Source organism: Paraburkholderia sp. GAS41, from assembly GCF_050436545.1.
In the GTDB taxonomy this organism is placed as follows: Bacteria; Pseudomonadota; Gammaproteobacteria; order Burkholderiales; family Burkholderiaceae; genus Paraburkholderia.
The window spans coordinates 36,994-58,781 of record NZ_JBNDMK010000008.1; the positions used below are offsets into that span (position 1 = coordinate 36,994).

The window sequence follows — 21,788 nt, forward strand, 5'->3', positions numbered from 1 at the left end:
TCTTCAGTGAGCTGATTGTCTATTCAGTTTGTGCACGTTGACCCGGAGTGCCCTAAAGGGACTCGCTTAGCCACGTGCACGCTTCTTTGGCTCGTAAATTCCAGCCCGCTTCCGACGAGAGCATCCAGTGACCGTGCGCGGCGTATTCGCGGTAGTCCATTTTTTCACCGTACCATCGGGCCATGCGCCGGCTCACGCCGGCCGGAATGATGTGGTCGCGCCCTCCCGCGAGCGCGAGCATGGGACATGTCAGTGTGGTCTGCTCCACACGGTTGCTGCCAGTCCAGTTCAGCGTGCCGTAAGCGGCTTCCCAGGCAACGCGTCCCGATTCGGCAATCAAGGTTTCGTATAGCCGCTGCCGGTCGGTAGGCGGCACAACGTTGAAAATCAGGCAGTCAGCCTCGCGCCTGGAAAGCCGAAATGCACCGCGCCATGAGCCGAACGGGTGGAAGTGGCGCGCGAGCGAGGGCAACATGCTGAGCCGTTGTGGAAAGATCGGCGCCGGAGCCGCGCTGCAGACGAGGATCGCCGCTGCCAGTCTGGCGCGTGTCGCCACCTGCTGTGCGATCAGGCCACCGAGTGAGTGGCCCACCACAACCGGCGGCTCCGACAGGTTTGTGACCCGTTGCAAGACCGCCTCGCAATAATCCGCAAGACCAAGACCATGCAACGCATGATCGGCTTCATCGCCACTGTGGCCGGGCAGCGCAAATGCTTCGGTGGAAAAGCCCGCGCGCTCGAATTGACCACGCCATTTATCCCACACGCCCGGTGTGCTCCACATGCCATGTACGAAGACGACGTGGGCGCTCATTGGACTCTCCCGCCGCAACGCTTCATCTGCAACGCCTCGAAGGGACGTAGGGCTTCGCTTTTCATGATTTGCATTCCAAATCAGTTACGTCATTCAAATGCCGGTCCCAGTCACCCTGTTTACGGCCAACTCACGTCAAAATCCAACGAATCGAACATCTGTCGGATATGCAAATCTAACTTTTGTCGGAAATTGCGCCAATTAGGGTTTTTACCGCAACGAGGAGAAGGCGGCGGGCGGTCAGGTCTCTGGAGGCACGGCGTAGCGGCGTGGCCGTACGAAGCCGCGGTTTGGCCTGTGGTTGCGTAGCCGAACGAATCGAGGTCGTGGTGCACGCGCAGACCGGCATAGGCCGCAGACGACCTCCGGGACTGGCGTGTTGTGATGGCAAGGCAACGCGCCGCGGCGCGCTAATCGGACCGCTGGCGAGCGCGCGCTTCCTTGCGCAGTTGAGACGGCGAGGTATTGAACCAGCGCTGGCAACTGCGCGTGAGTGCGGATTGTTCAGGAAAACCCAGCAGGGCGGAAAGCTGGCTGAGCGAGAGTTCTGTTCCGCAGAGATAGTGCGTCGCAAGCTCTCGCCTGAGCTCATCGCGAACCACTTCGAAGCTGGTGTTTTCGTCGGCGAGGCGCCGTTGCAGCGTCCTCGGATGCATGGCGAGCATTTCGGCGACCGCCGTCTTGCAACAATTCGCCGTGCCGAGCGTTTTGCGCACGATCTGCCGCACCCGGGGGACGACACTCTGCTGCGTGTTGCCGAAGTTGCGGAACAGATAGTCCTCGGAAATCTGCCGCAGCATGGCGTTGCTGTCCTGCAGACTGACGTGTAGCGTGCTTTTGCTGATCAGTAGCGCCGCGCGTGTCTGCTCGACCAATACCGGGGCGCCAAAAAATCGCTTATACGTGCTAAGCGGAACAACCGGTGCATGAGGCAGCATGACCGCGTGCAACTGATAGTGTTTCCCTGCCAGCAGACGGGTGAAGTTATGCAGATCGGCGAGACAAAGGTCGATCGCCTGCCGTTGCACGCTTTGTTGAGCCAGGCGAATTTCGATGGAGACTTCGACCGCCCCCTTGATAACCGGCGCCGTTTCGTTGACGCTCAGGACCAACCCCGGGCTGTGGACGAACAGGTATCGGGTGGCGTAGCTCAGCCCATCCTGGATGCTGGCCGCATTGCGCAGCACGATGCTGAGCGGACCCAGAACGTCGATGCTTTGTCTGTGCGACAGGCGCAGACCAAAATCGCCGCAGCCCGTCTGTGCAGCGCTCGCTTCGAGCAGATGAACCACTGCGCTGAGCGAGATCAGCGCGTCGTCGTCGTTCAGCGTTTCTTCATGGATGGGGTAGTGCCGCAGCAAGGGTCCGGGATCGCAATGCAGCGCCCGCATCAACGCTGCGTAGCCGCGTAGTCCGCTCGCTCTGACATAGGGATTCATGTCTCGTAGCGTAAAAGAACTGTCTCATGACGTCAAGAATGTGCACGATGCACGGGGTAAATTGCACGCTGCCCATAGACATAAGAGGAGACGAGACATGACTGACGACTATGACATCCTGATCATTGGCGCCGGCCTGTCGGGGATCGGCATGGCGAGCCATCTCGCGATGGAATGCCCGGACAAGCGGGTCGCGATCCTTGAACGCCGTCGCGCGATTGGAGGAACATGGGACCTGTTCCAGTACCCCGGAATCCGTTCAGACTCCGACATGTTCAGCTTCGGTTATCAGTTCAACCCGTGGAATGAACTGAAGGTGTTGGCGGACGGTCCGTCGATTCGCCGTTATATCGCAGACACCGCCCGGAAATACGGCGTCGACAGGAAGGTTCATTTCGGCATTAGAACGACTGACGCGGCGTGGTCGAGCACGGCTGAGCGCTGGGTCATCACAGCGTACGAGGAGGGTAACGAAGCACCGCGTATCTTCACCTGCAAGTATCTGATTCCGTGCACTGGCTACTACAACCATGATGAGGGATACCAGCCGCGTTTTCCGGGGCAGGAGACCTTCAAGGGCGCCTTCATCCATCCACAGCATTGGCCCGAGCAGCTCGACTACCGCGGCAAACGTGTAATCGTGATCGGCAGCGGCGCGACGGCTGTGACGTTGATCCCGTCCATGGCTGATGAGACCTCGCACATCACCATGTTGCAGCGCTCACCGAGCTATATCTTTTCCGTTCCCGCCTATGACAAGATTTCTTCTGCATTGCAGAGCATTCTGCCTAGGCGCTGGGTCTATTCAATGGCGCGCAGTCGCAACATCTTCTTGCAGCGCCAACTCTATAAGGCGGCAAAACGCTGGCCGCGTCTGACGCGCCGGTGGCTGCTTGCCAATGTCGAGAAAAAACTGGGTAAAGGCGCGGAGATGCAGCATTTCTCTCCGACTTACAACCCTTGGGACGAACGACTCTGCGCGGTACCCGACGGCGATCTCTTCCGGGTGATCCGAGAAGGGAAGGCTTCGATCGTCACCGACCATATCAAGACCTTCACCGAGACCGGCATCGTGCTGGAATCGGGGAAAACGCTCGAAGCCGATATCGTTGTTTCCGCAACTGGTTTGCAGCTTCAATCGCTTGGGGGAATGAAACTGCACGTGGACGGCCAATCGCTGCAGATCAATAACCTGATGACTTATAAAGGGGTATTGCTGCAAGACGTGCCGAATCTGGCCTACATGTTCGGCTACATCAACGCGCCGTGGACGCTGAAGGTGGACATGGCGGCGAGCTATGTTTGCCGTTTGTTGAAGCATATGCGTGCCCAGGAGTTCGCGGTCGTCACGGCGCATGCTCCAGAGGGCGAAATGCTGGAGGAAACCGTCATGGGCTCGTTGCAATCCGGCTATGTGCAGCGCGGCACGAACCAACTGCCGCGGCAAGGTCGTCACGTCCCATGGAGAGTGCTCCATAGCGTCGAAGCGGATCGGGTCATGCTACTGAAGGACCCGGTGTACGACTCGGCGCTCACGTTCACGCGCAGCATGGCGACCGCCAAAGCGGCGCTGAAGACGGGTTAGACCGTCATTCCGCCCGTTGCGATTACTTGAGCGTTTGCTCGCTGAATGCCTTGCCCATTTCGGGAACATTGGCCTGCACATAAGCGACCACCGCCGTGACGGCCTGTTCCCGGATGACTTCGGAAATATGGCCGTCTTCGTAATAGCCATGCTTCATGCAGGCAAACGCAATCTCGACGGCAAGCGTCGCGACGTCCGGTGAACGTGGTATGGTGATTGCCGGGATTTGCGTTTCGATTGCTTCGCGCAGAATGTCTCCGATCTTCGATACCGTGTTTTCCTGAGCGAGGTAAGCCGAACGGCTGTAGGGGCCGCCGAGCACGAGGATGTTGGCTGCAGGGGTCGCGTCGTAGTAATCCGAGACCGTGTTTATCAGCGCTCGCGTGTATGCGTGGTACGAATCATAGGCTTGCACGCGCGTACCTTGTGCAACCAGGTCGATCACCCGTCCCATGTGTATTTCCGCGAGCCGCGCGAGTAACGCGTACTTGTCTGGGAAGAATTGATAGAGACTCGCGCGCGGGATATTTGCAGCCTTGGCGATTTCCGGAATGGACACCTGTTCTGGCCCAAGCTGTCCGATCATCTGCTCGGCTGCGGCAAGAGCCGCCTCTACGCGCTGCCACGCGCGATGCTGCATGGGCATGCGCGGCCGCGTTGGAGGCGCCTCGTTTTCGCGAGCATGTTTCGGGACAACGCCAATAGGTTTTTTATCCGGCAAGCCTTGGGTTCCAAAATATCTGACATATGTTAGATACTAGGGCTTGCGGTTGTATTTGGCAATTGATTACCGTGAGGTCGAGGATAACGTTTGTGAAAAGATCATAAAACCACGGTCCGCTCGCCATTAATAAAAACCCGCCGCTCGACAAATGCCTTAACGGCGCGAGCCAGGGTAATGCACTCGACATCACGCCCAACCGCCAATAACCGCTCAGGCCCGAACGAGTGATCCACCCGCTCGACAATCTGCTCGATGATGGGCCCTTCATCCAGATCGTCAGTCACGAAATGCGCAGTGGCTCCAATCAACTTGACTCCACGGGCATGCGCCTGATGATAAGGTCGAGCCCCTTTGAACCCAGGCAGGAACGAGTGATGAATATTAATTGCTCGCCCAGCCAGCGCGCGGCTAGTCTGATCGGAAAGAATCTGCATATAGCGCGCGAGAATCATCAGCTCGGCGCCGCTAGATTCAAATAGCTCCAGCAGTTGAGCTTCCTGCGCGGCACGCGTTTCAGCGGAAACAGGCAAATGCCGAAACGGCAAGCCATGCTGCAGGGCCAGCCCTTCCAGATCAGGATGATTGGAAGCAATGCCGACAATGTCCATCTTCAGCTCGCCCATCTTCCAGCGGAACAGCAAATCCGCGAGACAGTGCTCGAGCTTGGACACCATAATCAATACTTTGGGCCGCGCGGCGATATCGTGAATCGTCCACGTCATATCGAAGTCGGACGCAATCGGCACGAACTCTCGCCGCAAGGCATCGGCCTGCAAGGAAGACGCAGTGCCAGCGCCATGAAACACACAGCGCACAAAAAAACGCGCGCTGATGTCATCGTCGAAAACGGTCAGCTCGTCGATATAGCAATGATGCCGCTCGAGAAAACCAACTACGGCGGCGACCTGGCCCGCGGCGCTCGGGCACGACAAGGTCAGGGCGAACTGATGGGAGCGATCGGTGGCGGACATGCGGTTCCTTGGCGTCGATGGGGAACCCGCGCAATCGCGATCGAAGCGGCCAACGCAGCGCGCGGGAATGTCTCAAGTAAACCAGGCCAGATTTCCCGCGCATAGAATCGATACGCCGTGATGCTGGTATCGGCGCGCCAGCGCCGCGTGCGGTGATGCATCGAGCAAGTCAAGGGAAGTGGCGACCTAATGCCGCAAAATGAACGCTGTCAGCCTGGCAAACGGTGTCCGCGAGAGCAGAGAGCAAACAAACAGTGAAGGAGACGATTGACGATGTCGCACAACGCAGCGTTACCGGCCTACAACGATACCGTGCGCGCGGAATGGGTGGACTACAACGGCCACTTGCGTGATGCGTTCTATATGCTGATCTTCAGCTTCGCGACGGATGCGCTGATCGATCAGATCGGCCTGCCCGATGCCGTTCGCCGTGAGCGTCGCCGATCCATCTATACGCTGGAGGCGCATGTCCGCTATCTGCACGAGATCAAGGAGGGGGCGCAGGTGCGTGTCGAAATGCGCTTGCTTGCTCATGACGCGAAGCGCCTGCATGTGTACCTGGAGATGTTCGCAGATGCTGGCGCCCAGCCCGTGGCGGCGAGCGAGCAGATGCTGTTGCATGTGGACACCAGCGGACCGCATGCGGTGGCGTTCGATCAGGACGTGGCGGAGCGCGTGAGCGCGCTCATGACTGCGCATGCAGCGCTGGCGCCTGCGAGCCATGCGGGCCGGGCGATCGGTTTGCCGCCCAAGGCGCGCGGCTAGTCCGCAGGTGCAAGACAGGCGTGACTCACGCCGCCGCTTTCAGTTCGCCAACGAGACTGCACAGCGTTTCCACCGAAATCATTGCCGCGGCATTCGACGGAGCGGGGCGTTCCGCCGGTTTGAACACGGCGTCACCGCGGCGGATCTTACGGCGGGATACCGCGCATGTGCCGGATGTATGCGCGGAGCGGCGGCGCCAGCGCTGCTCGCCGTAGTGACAACGCCCAGGCTCGACCCAGCGGATCACCAGCGTGGTGTCGGAGCGTTCCAGAATCTCGATACGTACGCCGTTGGCACCGTCAAGGGGGAAGGACTCTATGGTCTTCATCGTCGGCTCCGTGTATGTGGTGTGCCGAATGTAGTCCTGCGCGAGCCTGAGAGCCATTGTGCGGCGGTTGAAACACTGTTCTTGAAATAGCAACAATGCCGCTTGACTTCAACGAAGATAGGAAAAGACGTGGGTTTGCGGGGGAGTTGCTGCGTTTTTTCGCTATAGAGCAGATTTTTGCAACGCAGTGTTGTTTGCAGCGCGACGCACGATGGCGTGCAATAGGCAGACTGGAGAGGGCGCGGCGCTTCCTCCTTTAAGATGTCGATACCGACAAGCCGAGCCGGGCCTAGTGTAGCGGTTTTGCAATTTTCCGGTCGGCTCGTACGCACATTTCAAAGAGGTTACATGGTCACACCCCCGCCCACAGTGTCGCCCCCGCCCGAGCCGCCGAACCGTCAGAAAATGCAGCAGGCGGCGTCCGCGGTTCTGACTGCCGGTCTGGTGCTGTTGGCCTTGTGGATCATTCGTGACTTTTTGCCGGCCGTTGGCTGGGCCTGCGTGATCGCCATCGCGCTATGGCCGGTGCTGCGAAAAATCGAAAATCACGGCTGTTTCACCGGACGTAACACGCTGGTTGCCGCCATCCTGACGCTGGCCGTTGCATTGCTGGTGGTGTTGCCGGTGGCAATCGGCATCGGTCAGGCGAGCCACGAAGCCCACGATTTGCTGGTGTGGTTCAAGAGCGTGCAGGAAAACGGCATCGCTCTGCCGGATTTCGTCCAGCATTTGCCGGTCGGTTCACAGCAGGTGACGACGTGGTGGCAGGCGAATCTGACCCAGCCACTACGCGAGTCGCCCGCCATGAAGGGGCTGCACGGCGGCGCCGTGGTCACGTTTGGCCGCCATTTCGGCGCGCGCGCCGCCCGTGCTCTGGTGGTGTTCGGTTTTATGCTGGTCACGCTGTTCGTGATTTTTCAGGCGGGCCCGCGCCTCTCGGGTGCGTTGCTCAAAGGGGCGAAGCGCGCCTTCGGCTGCAGCGGCGCGCAGCTTTTCGAGCGGATGGCGAACGCGGTGCGCGGCACGGTCGCCGGGTTGGTGGTGGTGGGGATCGGCGAGGGCGCGCTGCTGGGGATCGTCTATGGCGTGGCCGGCGTGCCGCACGTCACGCTGCTCGGCTTCGTGACCGCGGTCGCGGCCATGCTGCCGTTCTGCGCGCCCGTCGTGTTCTGCGGCGCCGCCTTGTGGCTGCTCGTACACGGCATGACGGCCTGGGCCATTGGCCTCGTCGTGGTCGGGTTCGTGATCGTGTTCATTGCCGAGCACTTCGTGCGGCCGGTGATCATTGGCAACTCGACCCGCCTGCCGTTCCTGCTGGTGCTGTTCGGGATTCTGGGCGGCGCCGAGACCTTCGGGCTGCTCGGCCTGTTCATCGGTCCCGCGTTGATGACCGTGCTGATGGTGCTGTGGAAAGAGTGGGTGCAATGACGCCAGCACGCGCGCCAGGGCGGCGGCCGTCGCGGGACTAATGATCCGGCTGTTGCGGCGGCGCCGGTCTCGCGCAGGCGAGGGTGTATTTCAAGGCGGCGGGTAGCAACGCGCTCCAGACGTCCCAGGTGTGAGCGCCATCGATGATGCGCAGGGCCGCCGGATTGCCCGCCAGCCGCAGATGGGTATAAAGCACGGAGGCGTCCGCCTGAATTGTCAGGTCGTCGTCGCTCGCGCCGATGAACATCGGCAGCCGGTACGGACTGCTCATATAACGCTCCCATTGCGCCGGATAGTTGAGCGCGCGCCACACCTGCAGGTCGAACTGCCGCTCACCGAACACCCCGACCCGGCGCGCGGCTGAGTTCGGCGGCGGTTCGTCCGGATAGATCGCAGGGCTCAGCAGCATGGCGCCGCAGAACTGCTCGGGCTGTGTCATGGCGTATCGCAGCGCGCCGAAGCCGCCCATCGAGACGCCGCCGATCATCCGGCCATTGCGCTGATTTGCCACTGCGTACTGCGTTTCGATTTCCGGCAGCAGGTCGCTAAAAAACGCGGTCTCCATCTTTTCCTTGCGATCCACATACCAGTTCGTGCCGCCTTGCGGCATCACGATGACGACGGGTGGAATCTCCCGGCGTTCGATCAGCGCGTCTGCGGTGGTCTTCAGATGACCCTGCGAGATCCAGTCGTTGGCGTTGCCGTTGTTGCCGTGCAGAAGGTACAGCACGGGATAGCGCGGGCCGTTGATTCGATAGCCGGTGGGCAGGTAGATGGTGTAGGCCCAGTCGCGCTCGAGCGCGGCTGAACGGAAACTGCGGCTGACGACTGTGCTGGCAAACGCGGTACGGCTGCAGGCCGCGCTGGCGAAGATGACGACCATGGCGGCAACGGCCGTCAGGAGGCACGAACGCAGCGTGGCACGAGCTAGTCTGAACATGGCGATGAAGGCGGGGCTGTTGCGGCAGTACGCCGCGTTCAGGCAACTCGCGCGCGCCACGTCAGCATGCGCGTCAATGGTTCGGATACCCAGGCGACTGCGAATAGCGCGCCGAGCGCGGCGGCGTCCGCGAGAAGCCCGAGTGGTACGTCGAGATAGCCGTCGGTGGCGGTGTACAGCAGCGAGTCGATCACGAGCGAAATGACTGCGCCCGCGACGAAACCCAGCAGCCCCTTGCGGCCGATCATTCCGACCCACGGCAGCCATTGCGCGAGTTTCTTCGCCCAGCCGAGGCGGATCAGATTGGCGACGAGCCATGCAATCGCCAGAAAATTACCTGCGCGCAACCACGAGAGATTCTGCTTGAAGCTGCCGTCGAGCGGAGTGCGCTCGATAAACAGTTTGTAGTACGCAGCCGCCACGACGATGCTGAACGCCAGCACGCTAACGAGCCATCCCAGCCGATGCGCGCTGATCTTCTGATAAACCGGCTGGCGACGCGCGAGGACGCCAAGCACAAACAGCAGTTGCCAGGCGAGCGGATTGAAGTCCCATTGCGTGTCTTCGACGGCGGGCAGATACACGCCTAGTGGGCGAGCCACTGCCCACAACGTGAGGCTGGCGGCCAGCAACCAGACCGGCCGGCGACTTGCGAGCGGCAGGACGAACGGCACGCTCAGGGCGAACAACGCATACATAGGCAGCACCGACGCCAGATAGGGCTGACGCCGGAATAGCAGGACATCGCGCAGCGCGGCCAGCGGCGCGTCCATGAAGTCGTCGAGATCGGTGAGGGTCAGGTTGGGTGCGTCGACGCTAAAGGCGATCAGGACCGCGCTGACCAGCAACATGAGGCCGGCCGTGACGAGGAACGCGCGATAAATCTCGAGCGAGCGCCGCAGGAAGCGATGCCGGGCGGCCGTCTCGGTGCGCCGTGCGGCGAGCGAGGCATACGCCGTGGCAGTGGCGAAGCCGCCAAGGAACACGAAGACCTCGGCGGCATCGCAGAGCGCATAGGCGTGCAGCGTGGCGCGCGAGAGGATGCTGCCGCCAATATGGTCGACCACGATGGACAGCAGGACCAGTCCGCGAAAGAAGTCGAGTTCGAGCAGACGGGAGGAGGACTTTTGCATGACGTAATACCGAAGGAGATTCCGCCGGCCAAGGCCGTTTATTACATAATTATTTCATAAGCTTACGGATGGGTGTCCCAAAACCCACCTGGCCGGAAAGCCGACCCCACTCCCTGGCCGCAAAAATGCGCAATCGAGATTTCACGCGCGTGGGCATTTCGCAACGATTTGCGTAGGCCCCACTAGTCCCAATGGACGACCTACTATCAGTGTGCAAGCATCGTTTTTAATACTCGTGAACGTGAAAGCCCTCAAATGGTGTTGCTGCTGAAAAACAAGAAGAGCTGTCTCAAAGTTGGCTAGCGGTTGGCTAATGATTAGAGATTCGGGAGATCTTCATGAAAAAGAAAATAATTGCGCTGGCGGTGACAGCCGCCGTCGCTTTGCCTGCGCACGCACAGAGCAGCATTACGCTGTACGGGGTATTGGACGAGGGCATCAACTACACGAGTAACGCGGGCGACAAGTCCGCCTACCAGTTGCAGAGCGGCTACGCACAAGGCAGTCGCTGGGGCCTCAAGGGCTCGGAAGATCTGGGCAGCGGTCTGAAGGCGATCTTCGATCTTGAAAACGGTTTCGATGTCAACAGCGGTGCGCTGGGCCAGGGTGGCCGGATGTTTGGGCGCCAGGCGTTCGTCGGGCTGACGGCGGCCAATTACGGCACGGTCACGCTGGGCCGGCAATACGACTCAGTGGTCGACTATCTCGCGCAGTCCACGGCAAATGGCAGTTGGGGCGGTTATCTGCTCTCGCATCCGTACGACAACGACAACACGGACAACTCGTTTCGTGTGAACAATACGGTCAAGTATACGAGTCCGGATTTTTCGGGCCTGCAGTTCGGCGGTACCTACAGTTTCAGCAACAACACCAACTTCGCCAACAATCGCCAGTACAGTCTTGGCGGCCAGTACACGAACGGCGGCTTGCTGGTGACCGGGGCCTATCTCGACGCGAACGGCCCAGGCTTGACTGCGGACGGCGCGATTGCGACCGACGACGCGAATTTCATTTCAGAACATTTGCGCATCTTCGGCGGCGGCATCAATTACACCATCGGCGCTGCGACCTTTGGCTTTGCTTATACGAATACGAATGTCGGCGAGCCCGCGGCGAGCGATACCTCGGTCTATGTGGGGACGATCACGCCGCCGAACGGCGGGACGCTCACCGCGCTCAAGTTCCAGAATTTCGAAATCAACGGCAAGTATCAGTTCACGCCGGCGTTCTTCGTGGGGGTGCAGTACGTCTATACGGCTGCGACGATGGATGCGACCTCGGGCAACGAGAATCCGAAATATCACACGTTTGGCTTGATGGCCGACTACAACCTGTCCAAGCGCACGGATTTTTATTTCCAGGCGGCCTATCAGAAAGTCGCCGGCGACAAGACCGATACCGTGCTGGACGACGCCTATATTCCCGGCGCGGCAGGCGTGTCGTCGAGCTCGAACCAGTTTGCGGTGCGGGCGGCGATTCGGCATAAGTTTTGAGACGCGAGCGTCTGTGCGCGCAGGATCTCGCCAGTCAATTTATGGCTGGCCAGTTCACAGTTCCGGACGATTTCGATCAGATGGGAGCCGATCAGATTGCGCAACTGTCTGGTGTCAATCCATGAAGTTGTTGCTCGATACACGCCTTCTACTGTGGGCTGCCGGCGAGCCGGACCGTTTATCGTCCGAGGCGAGGCAATTTATCGAAAACCTCGAATGCGAGCTATTTTTCAGTGCCGCGAGTTTATGGGAAGTTGCGATCAAGCGCGGCTTGGGCAGGGATGATTTTCGGCTCGATCCGCGGCTATTGCGTCGGGGTCTAATGGACAACGGATACAGCGAACTGGTGATCGACAGTGCGCACGCGGTAGCGATCGACGGTCTACCGCCCATTCATAAAGACCCGTTCGATCGAATCCTTGTGGCCCAAGCCTGGACAGAAGGGATCACCCTGCTGACCGCGGATCCGCTCGTCGCGCAGTATCCGGGACCGATACAAAGTGAGCCGGCCTGACTGATGCGGGACTCCTAAGCGCTTCGAACGTCGCGCGCAATGCATCGCGCGAGGCTTGACGAACCATGTTCCGCGAACGTCCGAACAAAAAATAAGTATGACGAACTAAAATAAATTCTGGCAAAACTGCTGCTCGTGATGCCATGGACAAAATATTACTTTCCCCCTTTTCGACTGCATGATAATGCCGCGCCTTGCCCTGTTAAGCGGCAGGGAACCTGGCAGCCCCATCACGTTCAAGAGCAGTTCAAGGTCAATCAGATCGACCGCGTCGGCACCGATGTCCGAGCCACCGCGCGTCGCCGGTATGCCCGAACGTAGGCGTTCGGACTTCGCTTGATTCTCCAATGCGGTGTGTCGTCACAAGATGGCGCGGCCTGTGGCGCCCGTGCGCTTGCCGCTCGGTCCGCCGGGGCTGCCGTCGTCGTTCACTAAAGGAGAAATCCATGGGGAAACTCGACCTTTCGCGTCGCGGTTTTCTGAAGGCTAGTGTGCTTGCGGGCGTATCGGTGTATATCGCGCCGATCGGCAGTCGTGCGTTCGCTGCGTTGTTCGAAGAAAAGATTCTCACGCCGCTTCAATGGGACGCCGCCAACGGGCAGGCAAAGTTCCGCATCGACGGCATCGCCAAGGTCACGGGGGCGAAGGTATTCGCGCGTGACGTCCGTGCTGGCGACATGCCGCATTGGCCGCGGCAGCAGTCGCACGCCTTCATCCTGCGCACGACCCAGGCCGACCGGATCTACGAAGGCTTCGACCTGACGCGGCTCGGCGACGAACTGCAGCCGGAGCGCATCGTCACAGCTGATGACCTGATACGTGACCGTCTGATGTTCCCGGCATTTTACGGCGACGATATGTTGCTGCCGCGAGGCAAGACGCCTGCCTATCTTGGTCAGGCGGTGGCGATCCTGATCTATCACGACTTCGCGCGCTACCGCTTCGCCAAAGACAAGCTCAAGTTCCGCGACGAGATCATCCGGTACGGCGCACAGACCGGCCCGCTCGAGCGCGATCCGTGGGGCACGTTCCGGTTCGTGCGCGTGGGTGGCAAAACGCCCTATGACGACGACACCTTTTCGAGCCTGAAGGACGCGCCGGTGTTTCCGGGCTCGATGCGCAAACACCAGCCGGTCTGGCCCGATGGCAAGGAGCACGGCAAGCTCGACGAGCAGGGTATGTTCCACGCCGGGCGGATCCAGCAGGAACTCGAGCATCCACCGGTTGACTGGCTGGTGCTCGCGCGCGAGTACAACACGCAGTCCATCGACACGGCTGCGCTCGAACCCGACAACGCGAACTGCTGGTACGACGCCGCGGCGCAATCGCTGCATATGGTCGTGCCAACCCAGGCGCCGCAGGAAGTGACGGACAATGCCGCGGGCATGGTGGCGAAGTGCGCATTTCCGGTGAAAAACCTGTTCGTGTATCCGTGCTACACGGTGGGTTATGGTTCGAAGGATCACTTCAACATGCCGTTCTACGGCCTCGTCACCGCCATGTATGCGGATGGCCGGCCAGTGCGTCTTGCCAACGATCGCTACGAGCAGTTCCAGACCTCGCTCAAGCGCCACGCGTTCAGGATGAATTACCGCATTGCCGTGGACCGGAAAAGCGGGCTGCTGCAATCGTTCAAGGCCGAGATGGAAGCGAACGGCGGCGGGCGCTGCAATTTCTCGCCGTCAGTGGCGATGGTCGGTGCAACCGCGGCGCAATCCATCTACTACTTCCCGAAGAACGACCTTGCGGCCGTCGCGATTGCTTCACGCGCAGTCGACGCGGGCTCCGCGCGCGGTTACGGCACGCTGCAGAGCATGGCCGCGACGGAAATGATGGTCGATGAGATTGCCGCACAACTTGGTGTCGATCCGATCGACTTCCGCCTGAAGAACGCGTTGCGCTCGGGCATGAAAAACACGCAAGGTGCGGTGCCGGCCGGCGCCATCCGGGTCGACGAGGTTTTGCAGAAAGCGCAGGCTCATCCGCTGTGGGTGAATCGCACGCAGAAGAAGCGTGAGTTCGAACGGCTGAATCCGGACAAGTGCTATGGCGTGGGCTTCGCATGCACGCAAAAGGACTTCGGGACGGGCGCCGAAGCCTCGCTGGCGAAAGTCGAATTCAGCGTCGACGGCCAGATCAGCCTGTCTCACAGCGGCGCTGAGATCGGCACCGGCATGTCCACGTCACAGGCGCTCGCGGTGGCGAAATGGCTCGGCAAGCCCGCCACTGAAGTACACGTGGCCGTCACCGACTGGTCCGATCTGCCGATCGTCACGAGCGGTGATCCCTACCTCATGTCGCAGTCCGAACAGGACGCGCTGTCGGCCAATCCGCGCTGGTCGCCGAATTATGCTTCACCGGCGAGCGCGACCAATTCCGCGTTCTATTTCACGCACAGCACGCGCGAGGCAGCGCGTGTCGTCTTTACGCACGGACTCTGGCCGGCGGCCATGGCGATCTGGAGACAGGGTCCGGGCGGCGGTCAGGCGGCGCCGCTGGTGGTGCACATCGAAGACGCACGCTGGGTCGACGGCAAGCTGTCGGCGGACGGACTCGAAGCCCTGCCGTTCGAGCAACTCGCGAAGAAAGCCCACGAACTCGGCCTCGTGACCGGGGCCGCCGTGCACGTGTTCAATCGCTGGCAGTGGACGGAAGCGGAATTCACGATCGACGGCCGCCTCGTGCGACTGCCGGTCGACGGTCTCTCGTTACGCTACGGCGAGAACCGCGGCGCGGGCAGGAAGCCGCAGCCGGCCACATCGAACCAATACCGCGTGCTCGATCGTCAGCGTGTGTTTTTTCCGGCCGTGCAACGTAACAATGCGGCGGTCACGTATTACAGCGCGGTCGGTACGTTGGTCGAGCTTGTCGTGCATGAAGCAAGCGGCAAGGTCGAACTGCTGAGGCATCACTCGATCATGGAGTGCGGCAACCAGATCGCGCCGCAACTCGTATCCGGCCAATTGCAGGGCGGTCTGGCAATGGGCATCGGACATGCCTTGCATGAATATTTACCGCTCTATGAGGACGGTCCCGGCAACGGTACGTGGAACTTCAATCGCTATCGCTTACCGCGTGCAAAGGACGTCGCCGTCTGGACCCAGACTGGCGAAGTGCTGCCGCCCTTGACGGAAAGCGATCCGCCCAAGGGTATCGCTGAAGTGGTGATGATCCCCGTCGTCGCCGCAATCGTAAACGGCATCGCACATGCCATAGGACATCGATTTACCGATTTACCGGTCACCCCGCAAAAAATCCAGGAGGTGCTCGCGTGACGACTCCGAATCAAACTTCTGCCGGTGTCGCCAGCAACGCGCCGGCTTCCGCTGCAGCTTCAAAGACGACGGGCGCCCCGGTCGTGGAACGGCCGCTGACGCAATACCGCGCCCAGGCGCTATCGCTGAAAGTGAACGGCCGCGAGGTGGCGATGCAGGTGCCAGCCGGTCTGATGATGATCGACCTGTTGCACGAATACCTTGACCTCACCGGTTCGCGGCTGGGCTGCGGGCAGGGCATCTGTCACGCCTGTGTGGTGATTCTCGACAAGCCGGATGGCGCCAGCGAGGAAATCCGCACCTGTATCACGGGCGCGCATTTCTTCGACGGCAAAGCGATTCGCACAGTCGAAGCTCATGCGCAGCGCAACCAGCAGGGCGAGGTGGTGGCGCTGTCGCCGATCCAGCAGAAGTTTCTCGAGTACTTCAGTTTCCAGTGCGGCTACTGTACGCCGGGTTTCGTCAATGCGGCGACGGTGTTGATCGAGCGCCTCGAACGTCACCCGGTGGCCAAAGAGCAGGTGCAGGAAACCATCACCGAGGCGCTGAACGATCATCTCTGCCGCTGCACGGGGTACGTACGCTACTACGAGGCGGTGAAGGACGTGGTTCTGAACACACCGGGCCTGGTGAGGGGCGCTGCATGAGCACGCGTTATCCGACCTTGCGGCGTATCGCGTTGGTATTGAGCACGGCACTGCTGGCGGCGTGCGGCGCGCAGCACGACGACACTTCTGCCGCGACGACGACCGTGCGCGCTGCTGCGGCTTCTGGCGCGTCGTCTGCCGCCCCGGGCGCTGCTGCGGAGCAACTGGCACGCGGCCGCTATCTGGTGAAAGCCGCCGACTGCGCGGCCTGTCACACCACGGCAGACGGTGCGCCGTTCGCCGGTGGCGTGAAGCTCGCGTCGCCGTTCGGCACGTTCTACGGCACGAATATCACGTCGGACAAAGCGCATGGTATCGGCACATGGAGCGCCGGCGATTTCTACAAGGCGTTGCACGACGGCGTGTCGCCACACGGGCCGTTGTACCCGGCGATGCCTTATACGTCCTACCGCCAGCTTTCACGTGCCGACAGCGACGCGATGTACGCTTGGCTGATGGCACAGAAGCCCGCGGCCGTGGCGAACCACGCGCCAGAACTGTCATTCCCGTTCAACCTGCGTTTTGCCGTGCGCTTCTGGAACATGGTGTTTCTGAAGGATGCGTTGCCCGATGCGTCGCAGGGTGGCTCGATCGACTGGAATCGTGGCCGCTACCTGATCAGCGCGCTCGGCCACTGCGCCGAATGCCACACGCCGCGTGGCAAGTTCGGCCAGCTCGATCAGGCCTTGCCGCTCGGCGGCGGCGCTCTGGGGCGCGTAATTGCGCCGGACATCACGCCGCAGGGACTGGCCGCGCGAGGCTGGAGCGCGGCCGATCTGCAGACCTTCTTCGCGAACGGAATTGCGCCGCAAGGCTCCGCATTCGGCGAGATGTATCCGGTCGTGCATCTGAGCAGCCAGTATCTGAGTCGCGACGATCTGCGCGCGATGTCCACCTACCTGCTCGGCGATCGGCCGCCGGTCCCGCAACCGCAGCCATCAGCTTCCGCGGATGCCGCGCAACGGGTTGCAGGGCGCCCTCTCTACCTCGCGTTATGCGCAGGCTGTCATGGCAACGAAGGCGAAGGCAAACCGCATGTGGCCGTGCCGATGCGCGGCAATTCCACGGTACGGCAAAGTGATCCGCACAACCTGATCGTCGCCATGCTGGATGGCATCGACGCGCAGGATTTTCCCCGCCTCGAACGCATGCAGGAGATGCCTGGTTTTGCCGGCCAATTCAGCGACACGGAATTCGCGCAACTTGCGAACTATTTGCGCGCCACGTGGGGCGGTCAAGCGGCCGACGTAACTGCGAATGCGGTAAAGATCTTGCGCTAAACAAGGGGAATACGACCTGGCGCTCGGAAATTATTTCTAATCGCTGTCTAAAACATTACATGTTGAAAAGTATTGTGCGGCTCCGTACACACGGTGGTTGTGGCGCAGGTATTCTCGGCGCACAGGAAGCTCGCGCCTGTCCTCCCGGCATGATCCGGATGGCGGGCAGCATAGCCAATCAGCCAACCGCGCCAAGGGAGTCACGCGAATGCGTCAATGTTCCGGGAATAAACAATGCTGGCCACCGTTTACGAAGGGTTCGATTGAAGCACGACCCGTTGCTGTCGTGCGAAGCGGCCCTGAATGGCGAGCTAGCAACTGCTGCGAGCCACGCGTCAAATCCCGGGAGGCAAGATGAACGACGCAAGTGCGGCGTACGAGGTCATCACTGACGAAGCGGACTTTCGCGCGCTTCAGCCCGAATGGGATGAACTCTGGAGGCGTGCGCGTGGCTGGTATTTCCAGGCATTCGGCAATTGCTGGACCGCGTGGGAGCAGGTCGGCAAACCCATGGGCAGAAAGCTGCACATCATCGTGCGGCGCGAAGCGCGGAAAGTCGTCCTGATTTTTCCGCTCGTCACCTATCGACGCGCGCTCTGGACGTACCTGATTCCGCTGTGCTCCGAATCGGCGGATTTCACGCGCGTTCTGGTTGAAGACGATGCGCGCACGTCGGAACGTGTCGAAGGCGCCTGGGCCGTCGCGCGCAAGCGTTGTGGCGCGGACTTCATTCACATGCCCTATCTTCCCGACTCGACCGATCTCTACCGGCTCGCGCTGAGCGAGCGTCATTCCGTGATACGCGAACATACGCCGTGCTACTTCGGGAAGTTTAAAGAAGAAGGCGAGCGCTACGACTGGCTGAGCTTCTGCAAGTCGCTAGGCACCTTGCACAGAAAGAAACCCGGCGAGGTCGAACGGCGTCTTGCGGCGGCGGGCAAGGTGCGTGTCGATGTGATCGACTGGACCGACCCGGTACGGGTCGCCGCGTCGGTCGATGCGTTGCTCTCGTGGAAGCGCGTCTGGGGCGAGCGCGTCGGCAAACAGGGGCACTGGCTTTACTCGGAGCAATACCGCAATTTTCTGGTGGCCTGGCTGTGCACGAAGGACGCCGAGGTCACGGGCTACGCGATCGTCGTCACCGTCGACGACGCACCCATTGCCGTCGCGGTGTTCTGCACGGATGCGTGTGCGGCGACGGGCATCATTGCGAGCTTCGATTCCGCCTTTGCGAAGTGGTCGCCGGGCGCGCTCGCGGTCGAAACCTTCGTTAAATGGGCGTTCGATCGCAAAATGGACGTCGACTTCGGCGCGGGCTCCGAGCAATTCAAGACTTACTGGTCGCGCGGCAACCGGAGCTTTTGCTGCTCGGCGCAAAGCGTCAATTCGTGGTGGGGCAGGGTGGCGCTTTCCGCGCGCCGTTGGCCGCGCGCTGCGGCGAAGCGTTTGCGCGCGTTCGCAGGAAGCGTTGAAGCAGAAGTGAGCGACGGCGCCGCCCACCGGGACGGCAATCCAGCGGGCGGCAATTTCGCGCAGGACAAGAGTGCCTCCCCCTGCACTCCGTGCAACCCTCGGCCAGATTGACCTCGGCCTGATTGACATCCAGCGCTGGCGCAGGCGAAAAGCGCACTCGCCGGGCCAGCGCGATCTCCCTCTCGTGTCGTGATACAGACGGCATCAATTCAAGTTTTTACGGCGTCGGCCGTTAAAGCAAACGTTATCGTGGACGCGATGCTGCGATTCCGTGGCCCACGATACCGTTCGTAAGGATTTGTATCTGTATATTCAGACGGCTCGTTTTTTGTCTGATGCATTTTACAATTCCGCTTGAAGTTTAATCATCTATCTGGCCCCGTTTGCGACAGAACGCCCCATGTTCGCGGGTATTTGACGCACACATGCCAGATGGAAGGCGGGGCACGAGTGAGGGTCGCGCGAGGCGGCTTTCGGCGCCGTGAGATCGCAGCGCTTCCGATGAAGATGAACGCGCGCATCGCACGTGTCGCGGAAACGCTCGGGCCTGCCTATCATCGAGGCAGGAGTCGAATTTGTTGAGAAGTCGTTTCGACAAAACCCTGATGGCCAGCGTCGCTGGCGTCTGGGTCGCAGTGGCAATGAGCGGCTGTGTGAACGTGACACAGCCAGGCACGCAGGCGGATGTGGCCGCTTCTGGAGTTCCGGCGGCATCCGCTGCCAATACGACAAGCGCAACTGCCGATACGGCGCTGTCCGCGGCGTCACAGCAGGCCGCTGCGACAGCCGCGACGTCGGCGGCTGCGGTGGCGAAGTCAAAGAAGAGTCCGCCGCTCGTGTATCGGGTGCGGCGCGGCGACACGCTGGGCCGTATCGCCGAGCACCATCACTGCAGTGTCAGCAATCTGCTGGCCTGGAACTCGCTCAAGCCATCCACGCGCCTCAAGCGCGGCCAGGTTCTGCACGTGGCTTCGCCTGAGACGGTGAAGGAAGCCAACGCGGCGGCCGCTGCAGCGACCGCTGCGCAAGCGGCAGCGGCCCAGGCGGCAGCCGCGGCGAAGGCGGCAGCGGCGGCAGTCGCGGCAACGCCGGTTGCGAACGCGGCGGCATCGCCCACCGCTGGCAATGCCGCAGGGGTCTCGGCCACGACGGTCAACCCGTCTTCATCCACAGGTCCTGACGCGGCGCCTGCACCGAGCGCGGCAACGACGCGCGAAGTCGATGCCGAAATGGCGCGGCACGCCAAACAGGTGAGCTTGGCGTGGCCGGCCAAGGGCACGGTGGTGCAGGGATTCCATGCAGGCGAAACGCGCGGCATCGAAATTGGCGGCAAACCCGGCGATCCGATACGCGCCGCCGCGGATGGCAAGGTCATGTACGCGGGTACCGGGCTCAACGAATACGGCAGCCTGATCATCGTCCAGCACAACAAGGACTTTCTGACCGCGTATTCGCACAACCGCAAGCTGCTGGTGAAAACTGGCGACATCGTGCGCCAGGGGCAGCAAATCGCGGAAATGGGCGACGAGGACAACTCGCGCGTCTCGGTGCTGTTCGAGCTACGCCACGACGGCAAGCCGGTCGATCCGATGCCTTATCTGCCCGGCAAGCAAAGCTGAGTTTGCGCTCACCGGAGCGCGGGAAAAGCCGGTCTTTCTACGGAACGGAAAGCCGGCAGTTCCGCTCGACTTCCGATGCGCATGAAGCACACGCCCCGGCGTTTGAATGGCCGGGGCGTGTGCTTCGCCATACGCGTGCGGCTTAGAACGTATCGCCGGGGACGCGCACCCAGCCTTCCATCAGCACGCGGGCGCTGCGGCTCATGATGGCCTTCTTGACGACCCATTCGCCGTCCACCCGGCTCGCCTGTGCGCCGACGCGCAGTGTGCCGGACGGATGGCCGAAGCGCACGGCCTGGCGTTCGCCGCCGCCTGCGGCGAGATTCACCAGCGTGCCCGGAATCGCCGCCGCCGTGCCGATGGCGACCGCCGCCGTGCCCATCATGGCGTGATGAAGCTTGCCCATCGACATGGCGCGCACTAGCAGGTCCACGTCACCTGCCGCAACCTGCTTGCCGCTCGACGCCACATAGGCAGTGGGCCTGGCGACGAAGGCGATTTTCGGTGTGTGCTGGCGCGCGGCGATCTCGTCGAGGCTCCTGATCAGTCCCATACGCAGGGCGCCGTGGGCACGGATCGTCTCGAACTTCTCCAACGCGCGGGCGTCGCTGTTGATCGCGTCCTGCAGTTCGGTGCCTTGATAACCGATCGCCTCGGCGTCGACAAAAATCGTCGGAATGCCCGCGTTGATCATGGTGGCCTTCAGCACGCCGATGCCCGGCACTTCCAGATCGTCGACCAGGTTGCCGGTGGGGAACATCGCGCCGCCCGCGCCGTCTTCCTCGGCGGCCGGGTCCATGAAATCGAGTTGCACTTCCGCGGCGGGAAACGTCACCCCGTCGAGCTCGAAGTCGCCGGTCTCCTGCACGACGCCATCAGTGATCGGCACGTGGCCGATGATGGTCTTGCCGATATTCGCTTGCCAGATGCGCACGGCGACCACGCCGTTGTGCGGAATGCGGCTCGGGTCGATCAGCCCGGCGCTGATGGCAAACGGCCCGACGGCGGCCGAGAGGTTGCCGCAGTTGCCGCTCCAGTCTACAAACGCCTTGTCGATCGAGACCTGGCCAAACAGATAGTCGACGTCATGCTCCGGCCGGCTGCTCCTCGCGACGATCACCGTCTTGCTGGTGCTCGACGTCGCGCCACCCATGCCGTCGATCTGTTTGCCGTAAGGGTCCGGACTGCCGATCACCCGCAACAGCAGCGCATCGCGCGCCGCGCCGGGCACCTGAGCGGCCGCGGGTAAATCCTGCAGGCGGAAGAACACACCCTTGCTGGTGCCGCCGCGCATGTAGGTAGCGGGAATCTTGATCTGGGGTATGTGGGCCATGGTGTCGTTGTCCTCGTCGTCCTCGTT

The 21,788-nt window shown here is 61.4% G+C and carries 18 protein-coding genes; 10 read left to right on the top strand and 8 right to left on the bottom strand.

The genetic code is table 11. From position 1 onward, the window contains the following. Positions 1 to 52: 52 nt before the first annotated feature. Positions 53 to 814: an alpha/beta hydrolase gene (locus P3T43_RS13465; RefSeq protein WP_429281543.1), complete on the bottom strand. Its 762-nt coding sequence runs from the start codon at positions 812 to 814 to the stop codon at positions 53 to 55. A gap of 410 nt (positions 815 to 1,224) precedes the next feature. Further along, entirely contained in the window at positions 1,225 to 2,253 is a 1,029-nt protein-coding gene (locus tag P3T43_RS13470; RefSeq protein WP_429281544.1) for an AraC family transcriptional regulator ligand-binding domain-containing protein, read from the bottom strand. A gap of 97 nt (positions 2,254 to 2,350) precedes the next feature. Between P3T43_RS13470 and P3T43_RS13475 the strand changes: the two genes are divergently transcribed. Further along, entirely contained in the window at positions 2,351 to 3,838 is a 1,488-nt protein-coding gene (locus tag P3T43_RS13475; protein ID WP_429281711.1) for a flavin-containing monooxygenase, read from the top strand. A gap of 22 nt (positions 3,839 to 3,860) precedes the next feature. On the opposite strand, the gene P3T43_RS13480 is transcribed toward P3T43_RS13475, so the two are convergent. Both P3T43_RS13480 and purU read right to left on the bottom strand, forming a co-directional pair. Continuing rightward, positions 3,861 to 4,484, bottom strand: coding sequence for a TetR/AcrR family transcriptional regulator (locus tag P3T43_RS13480; RefSeq protein ID WP_429281545.1), 624 nt, complete (start codon positions 4,482 to 4,484; stop codon positions 3,861 to 3,863). A gap of 176 nt (positions 4,485 to 4,660) precedes the next feature. Continuing rightward, complete coding sequence (gene purU / locus P3T43_RS13485; RefSeq protein WP_429281546.1) at positions 4,661 to 5,533, bottom strand: formyltetrahydrofolate deformylase; 873 nt, start codon at positions 5,531 to 5,533, stop codon at positions 4,661 to 4,663. Between the two features lie 273 nt (positions 5,534 to 5,806). Here purU and P3T43_RS13490 point away from each other — a divergent pair, with 273 nt between their 5' ends. Next, entirely contained in the window at positions 5,807 to 6,298 is a 492-nt protein-coding gene (locus tag P3T43_RS13490; RefSeq protein WP_429281547.1) for a thioesterase family protein, read from the top strand. A gap of 25 nt (positions 6,299 to 6,323) precedes the next feature. On the opposite strand, the gene P3T43_RS13495 is transcribed toward P3T43_RS13490, so the two are convergent. After that, positions 6,324 to 6,626: a DUF3331 domain-containing protein gene (locus P3T43_RS13495; protein WP_429281548.1), complete on the bottom strand. Its 303-nt coding sequence runs from the start codon at positions 6,624 to 6,626 to the stop codon at positions 6,324 to 6,326. Between the two features lie 348 nt (positions 6,627 to 6,974). Here P3T43_RS13495 and P3T43_RS13500 point away from each other — a divergent pair, with 348 nt between their 5' ends. Beyond that, entirely contained in the window at positions 6,975 to 8,054 is a 1,080-nt protein-coding gene (locus tag P3T43_RS13500; RefSeq protein WP_429281549.1) for an AI-2E family transporter, read from the top strand. 37 nt (positions 8,055 to 8,091) lie between these two features. Here the strand turns inward: P3T43_RS13500 and P3T43_RS13505 are convergent, their stop codons facing one another. Continuing rightward, positions 8,092 to 8,937, bottom strand: coding sequence for an alpha/beta hydrolase (locus P3T43_RS13505; protein ID WP_429281712.1), 846 nt, complete (start codon positions 8,935 to 8,937; stop codon positions 8,092 to 8,094). A 95-nt stretch (positions 8,938 to 9,032) separates the two neighbouring features. Then, the gene (locus P3T43_RS13510) at positions 9,033 to 10,127 is read right to left on the bottom strand and encodes an OpgC domain-containing protein (protein ID WP_429281550.1); all 1,095 of its coding nucleotides are present in this window, start codon (positions 10,125 to 10,127) and stop codon (positions 9,033 to 9,035) included. Between the two features lie 338 nt (positions 10,128 to 10,465). Between P3T43_RS13510 and P3T43_RS13515 the strand changes: the two genes are divergently transcribed. The 7 genes from P3T43_RS13515 to P3T43_RS13545 all read left to right on the top strand — a co-directional run bounded on the left by P3T43_RS13515 (position 10,466) and on the right by P3T43_RS13545 (position 20,428). Then, positions 10,466 to 11,620 carry a porin gene (locus P3T43_RS13515; protein WP_429281551.1) on the top strand — a complete coding sequence of 385 codons (1,155 nt, stop codon included), beginning with the start codon at positions 10,466 to 10,468 and terminating at the stop codon, positions 11,618 to 11,620. 121 nt (positions 11,621 to 11,741) lie between these two features. Continuing rightward, positions 11,742 to 12,134 carry a type II toxin-antitoxin system VapC family toxin gene (locus P3T43_RS13520; protein WP_429281552.1) on the top strand — a complete coding sequence of 131 codons (393 nt, stop codon included), beginning with the start codon at positions 11,742 to 11,744 and terminating at the stop codon, positions 12,132 to 12,134. 446 nt (positions 12,135 to 12,580) lie between these two features. Then, on the top strand, positions 12,581 to 15,409 hold the full coding sequence (locus P3T43_RS13525) for a xanthine dehydrogenase family protein molybdopterin-binding subunit (RefSeq protein WP_429281553.1): 2,829 nt from the start codon (positions 12,581 to 12,583) through the stop codon (positions 15,407 to 15,409). After that, the gene (locus tag P3T43_RS13530; protein WP_429281554.1) at positions 15,406 to 16,056 is read left to right on the top strand and encodes a (2Fe-2S)-binding protein; all 651 of its coding nucleotides are present in this window, start codon (positions 15,406 to 15,408) and stop codon (positions 16,054 to 16,056) included. The genes P3T43_RS13525 and P3T43_RS13530 overlap by 4 nt, the downstream gene beginning before the upstream one ends. Beyond that, a complete protein-coding gene (locus P3T43_RS13535) occupies positions 16,053 to 17,336 on the top strand; it encodes a c-type cytochrome (protein ID WP_429281555.1) in 1,284 nt (427 codons plus the stop codon). The genes P3T43_RS13530 and P3T43_RS13535 overlap by 4 nt, the downstream gene beginning before the upstream one ends. A gap of 354 nt (positions 17,337 to 17,690) precedes the next feature. Further along, positions 17,691 to 18,920, top strand: a complete 1,230-nt coding sequence (locus P3T43_RS13540) for a GNAT family N-acetyltransferase (RefSeq protein ID WP_429281556.1) — start codon at positions 17,691 to 17,693, stop codon at positions 18,918 to 18,920. Between the two features lie 464 nt (positions 18,921 to 19,384). After that, positions 19,385 to 20,428, top strand: coding sequence for a peptidoglycan DD-metalloendopeptidase family protein (locus P3T43_RS13545; protein ID WP_429281557.1), 1,044 nt, complete (start codon positions 19,385 to 19,387; stop codon positions 20,426 to 20,428). A gap of 142 nt (positions 20,429 to 20,570) precedes the next feature. Here the strand turns inward: P3T43_RS13545 and prpF are convergent, their stop codons facing one another. Continuing rightward, the gene (prpF, locus tag P3T43_RS13550) at positions 20,571 to 21,761 is read right to left on the bottom strand and encodes a 2-methylaconitate cis-trans isomerase PrpF (RefSeq protein WP_429281558.1); all 1,191 of its coding nucleotides are present in this window, start codon (positions 21,759 to 21,761) and stop codon (positions 20,571 to 20,573) included. Positions 21,762 to 21,788 lie beyond the last annotated feature (27 nt).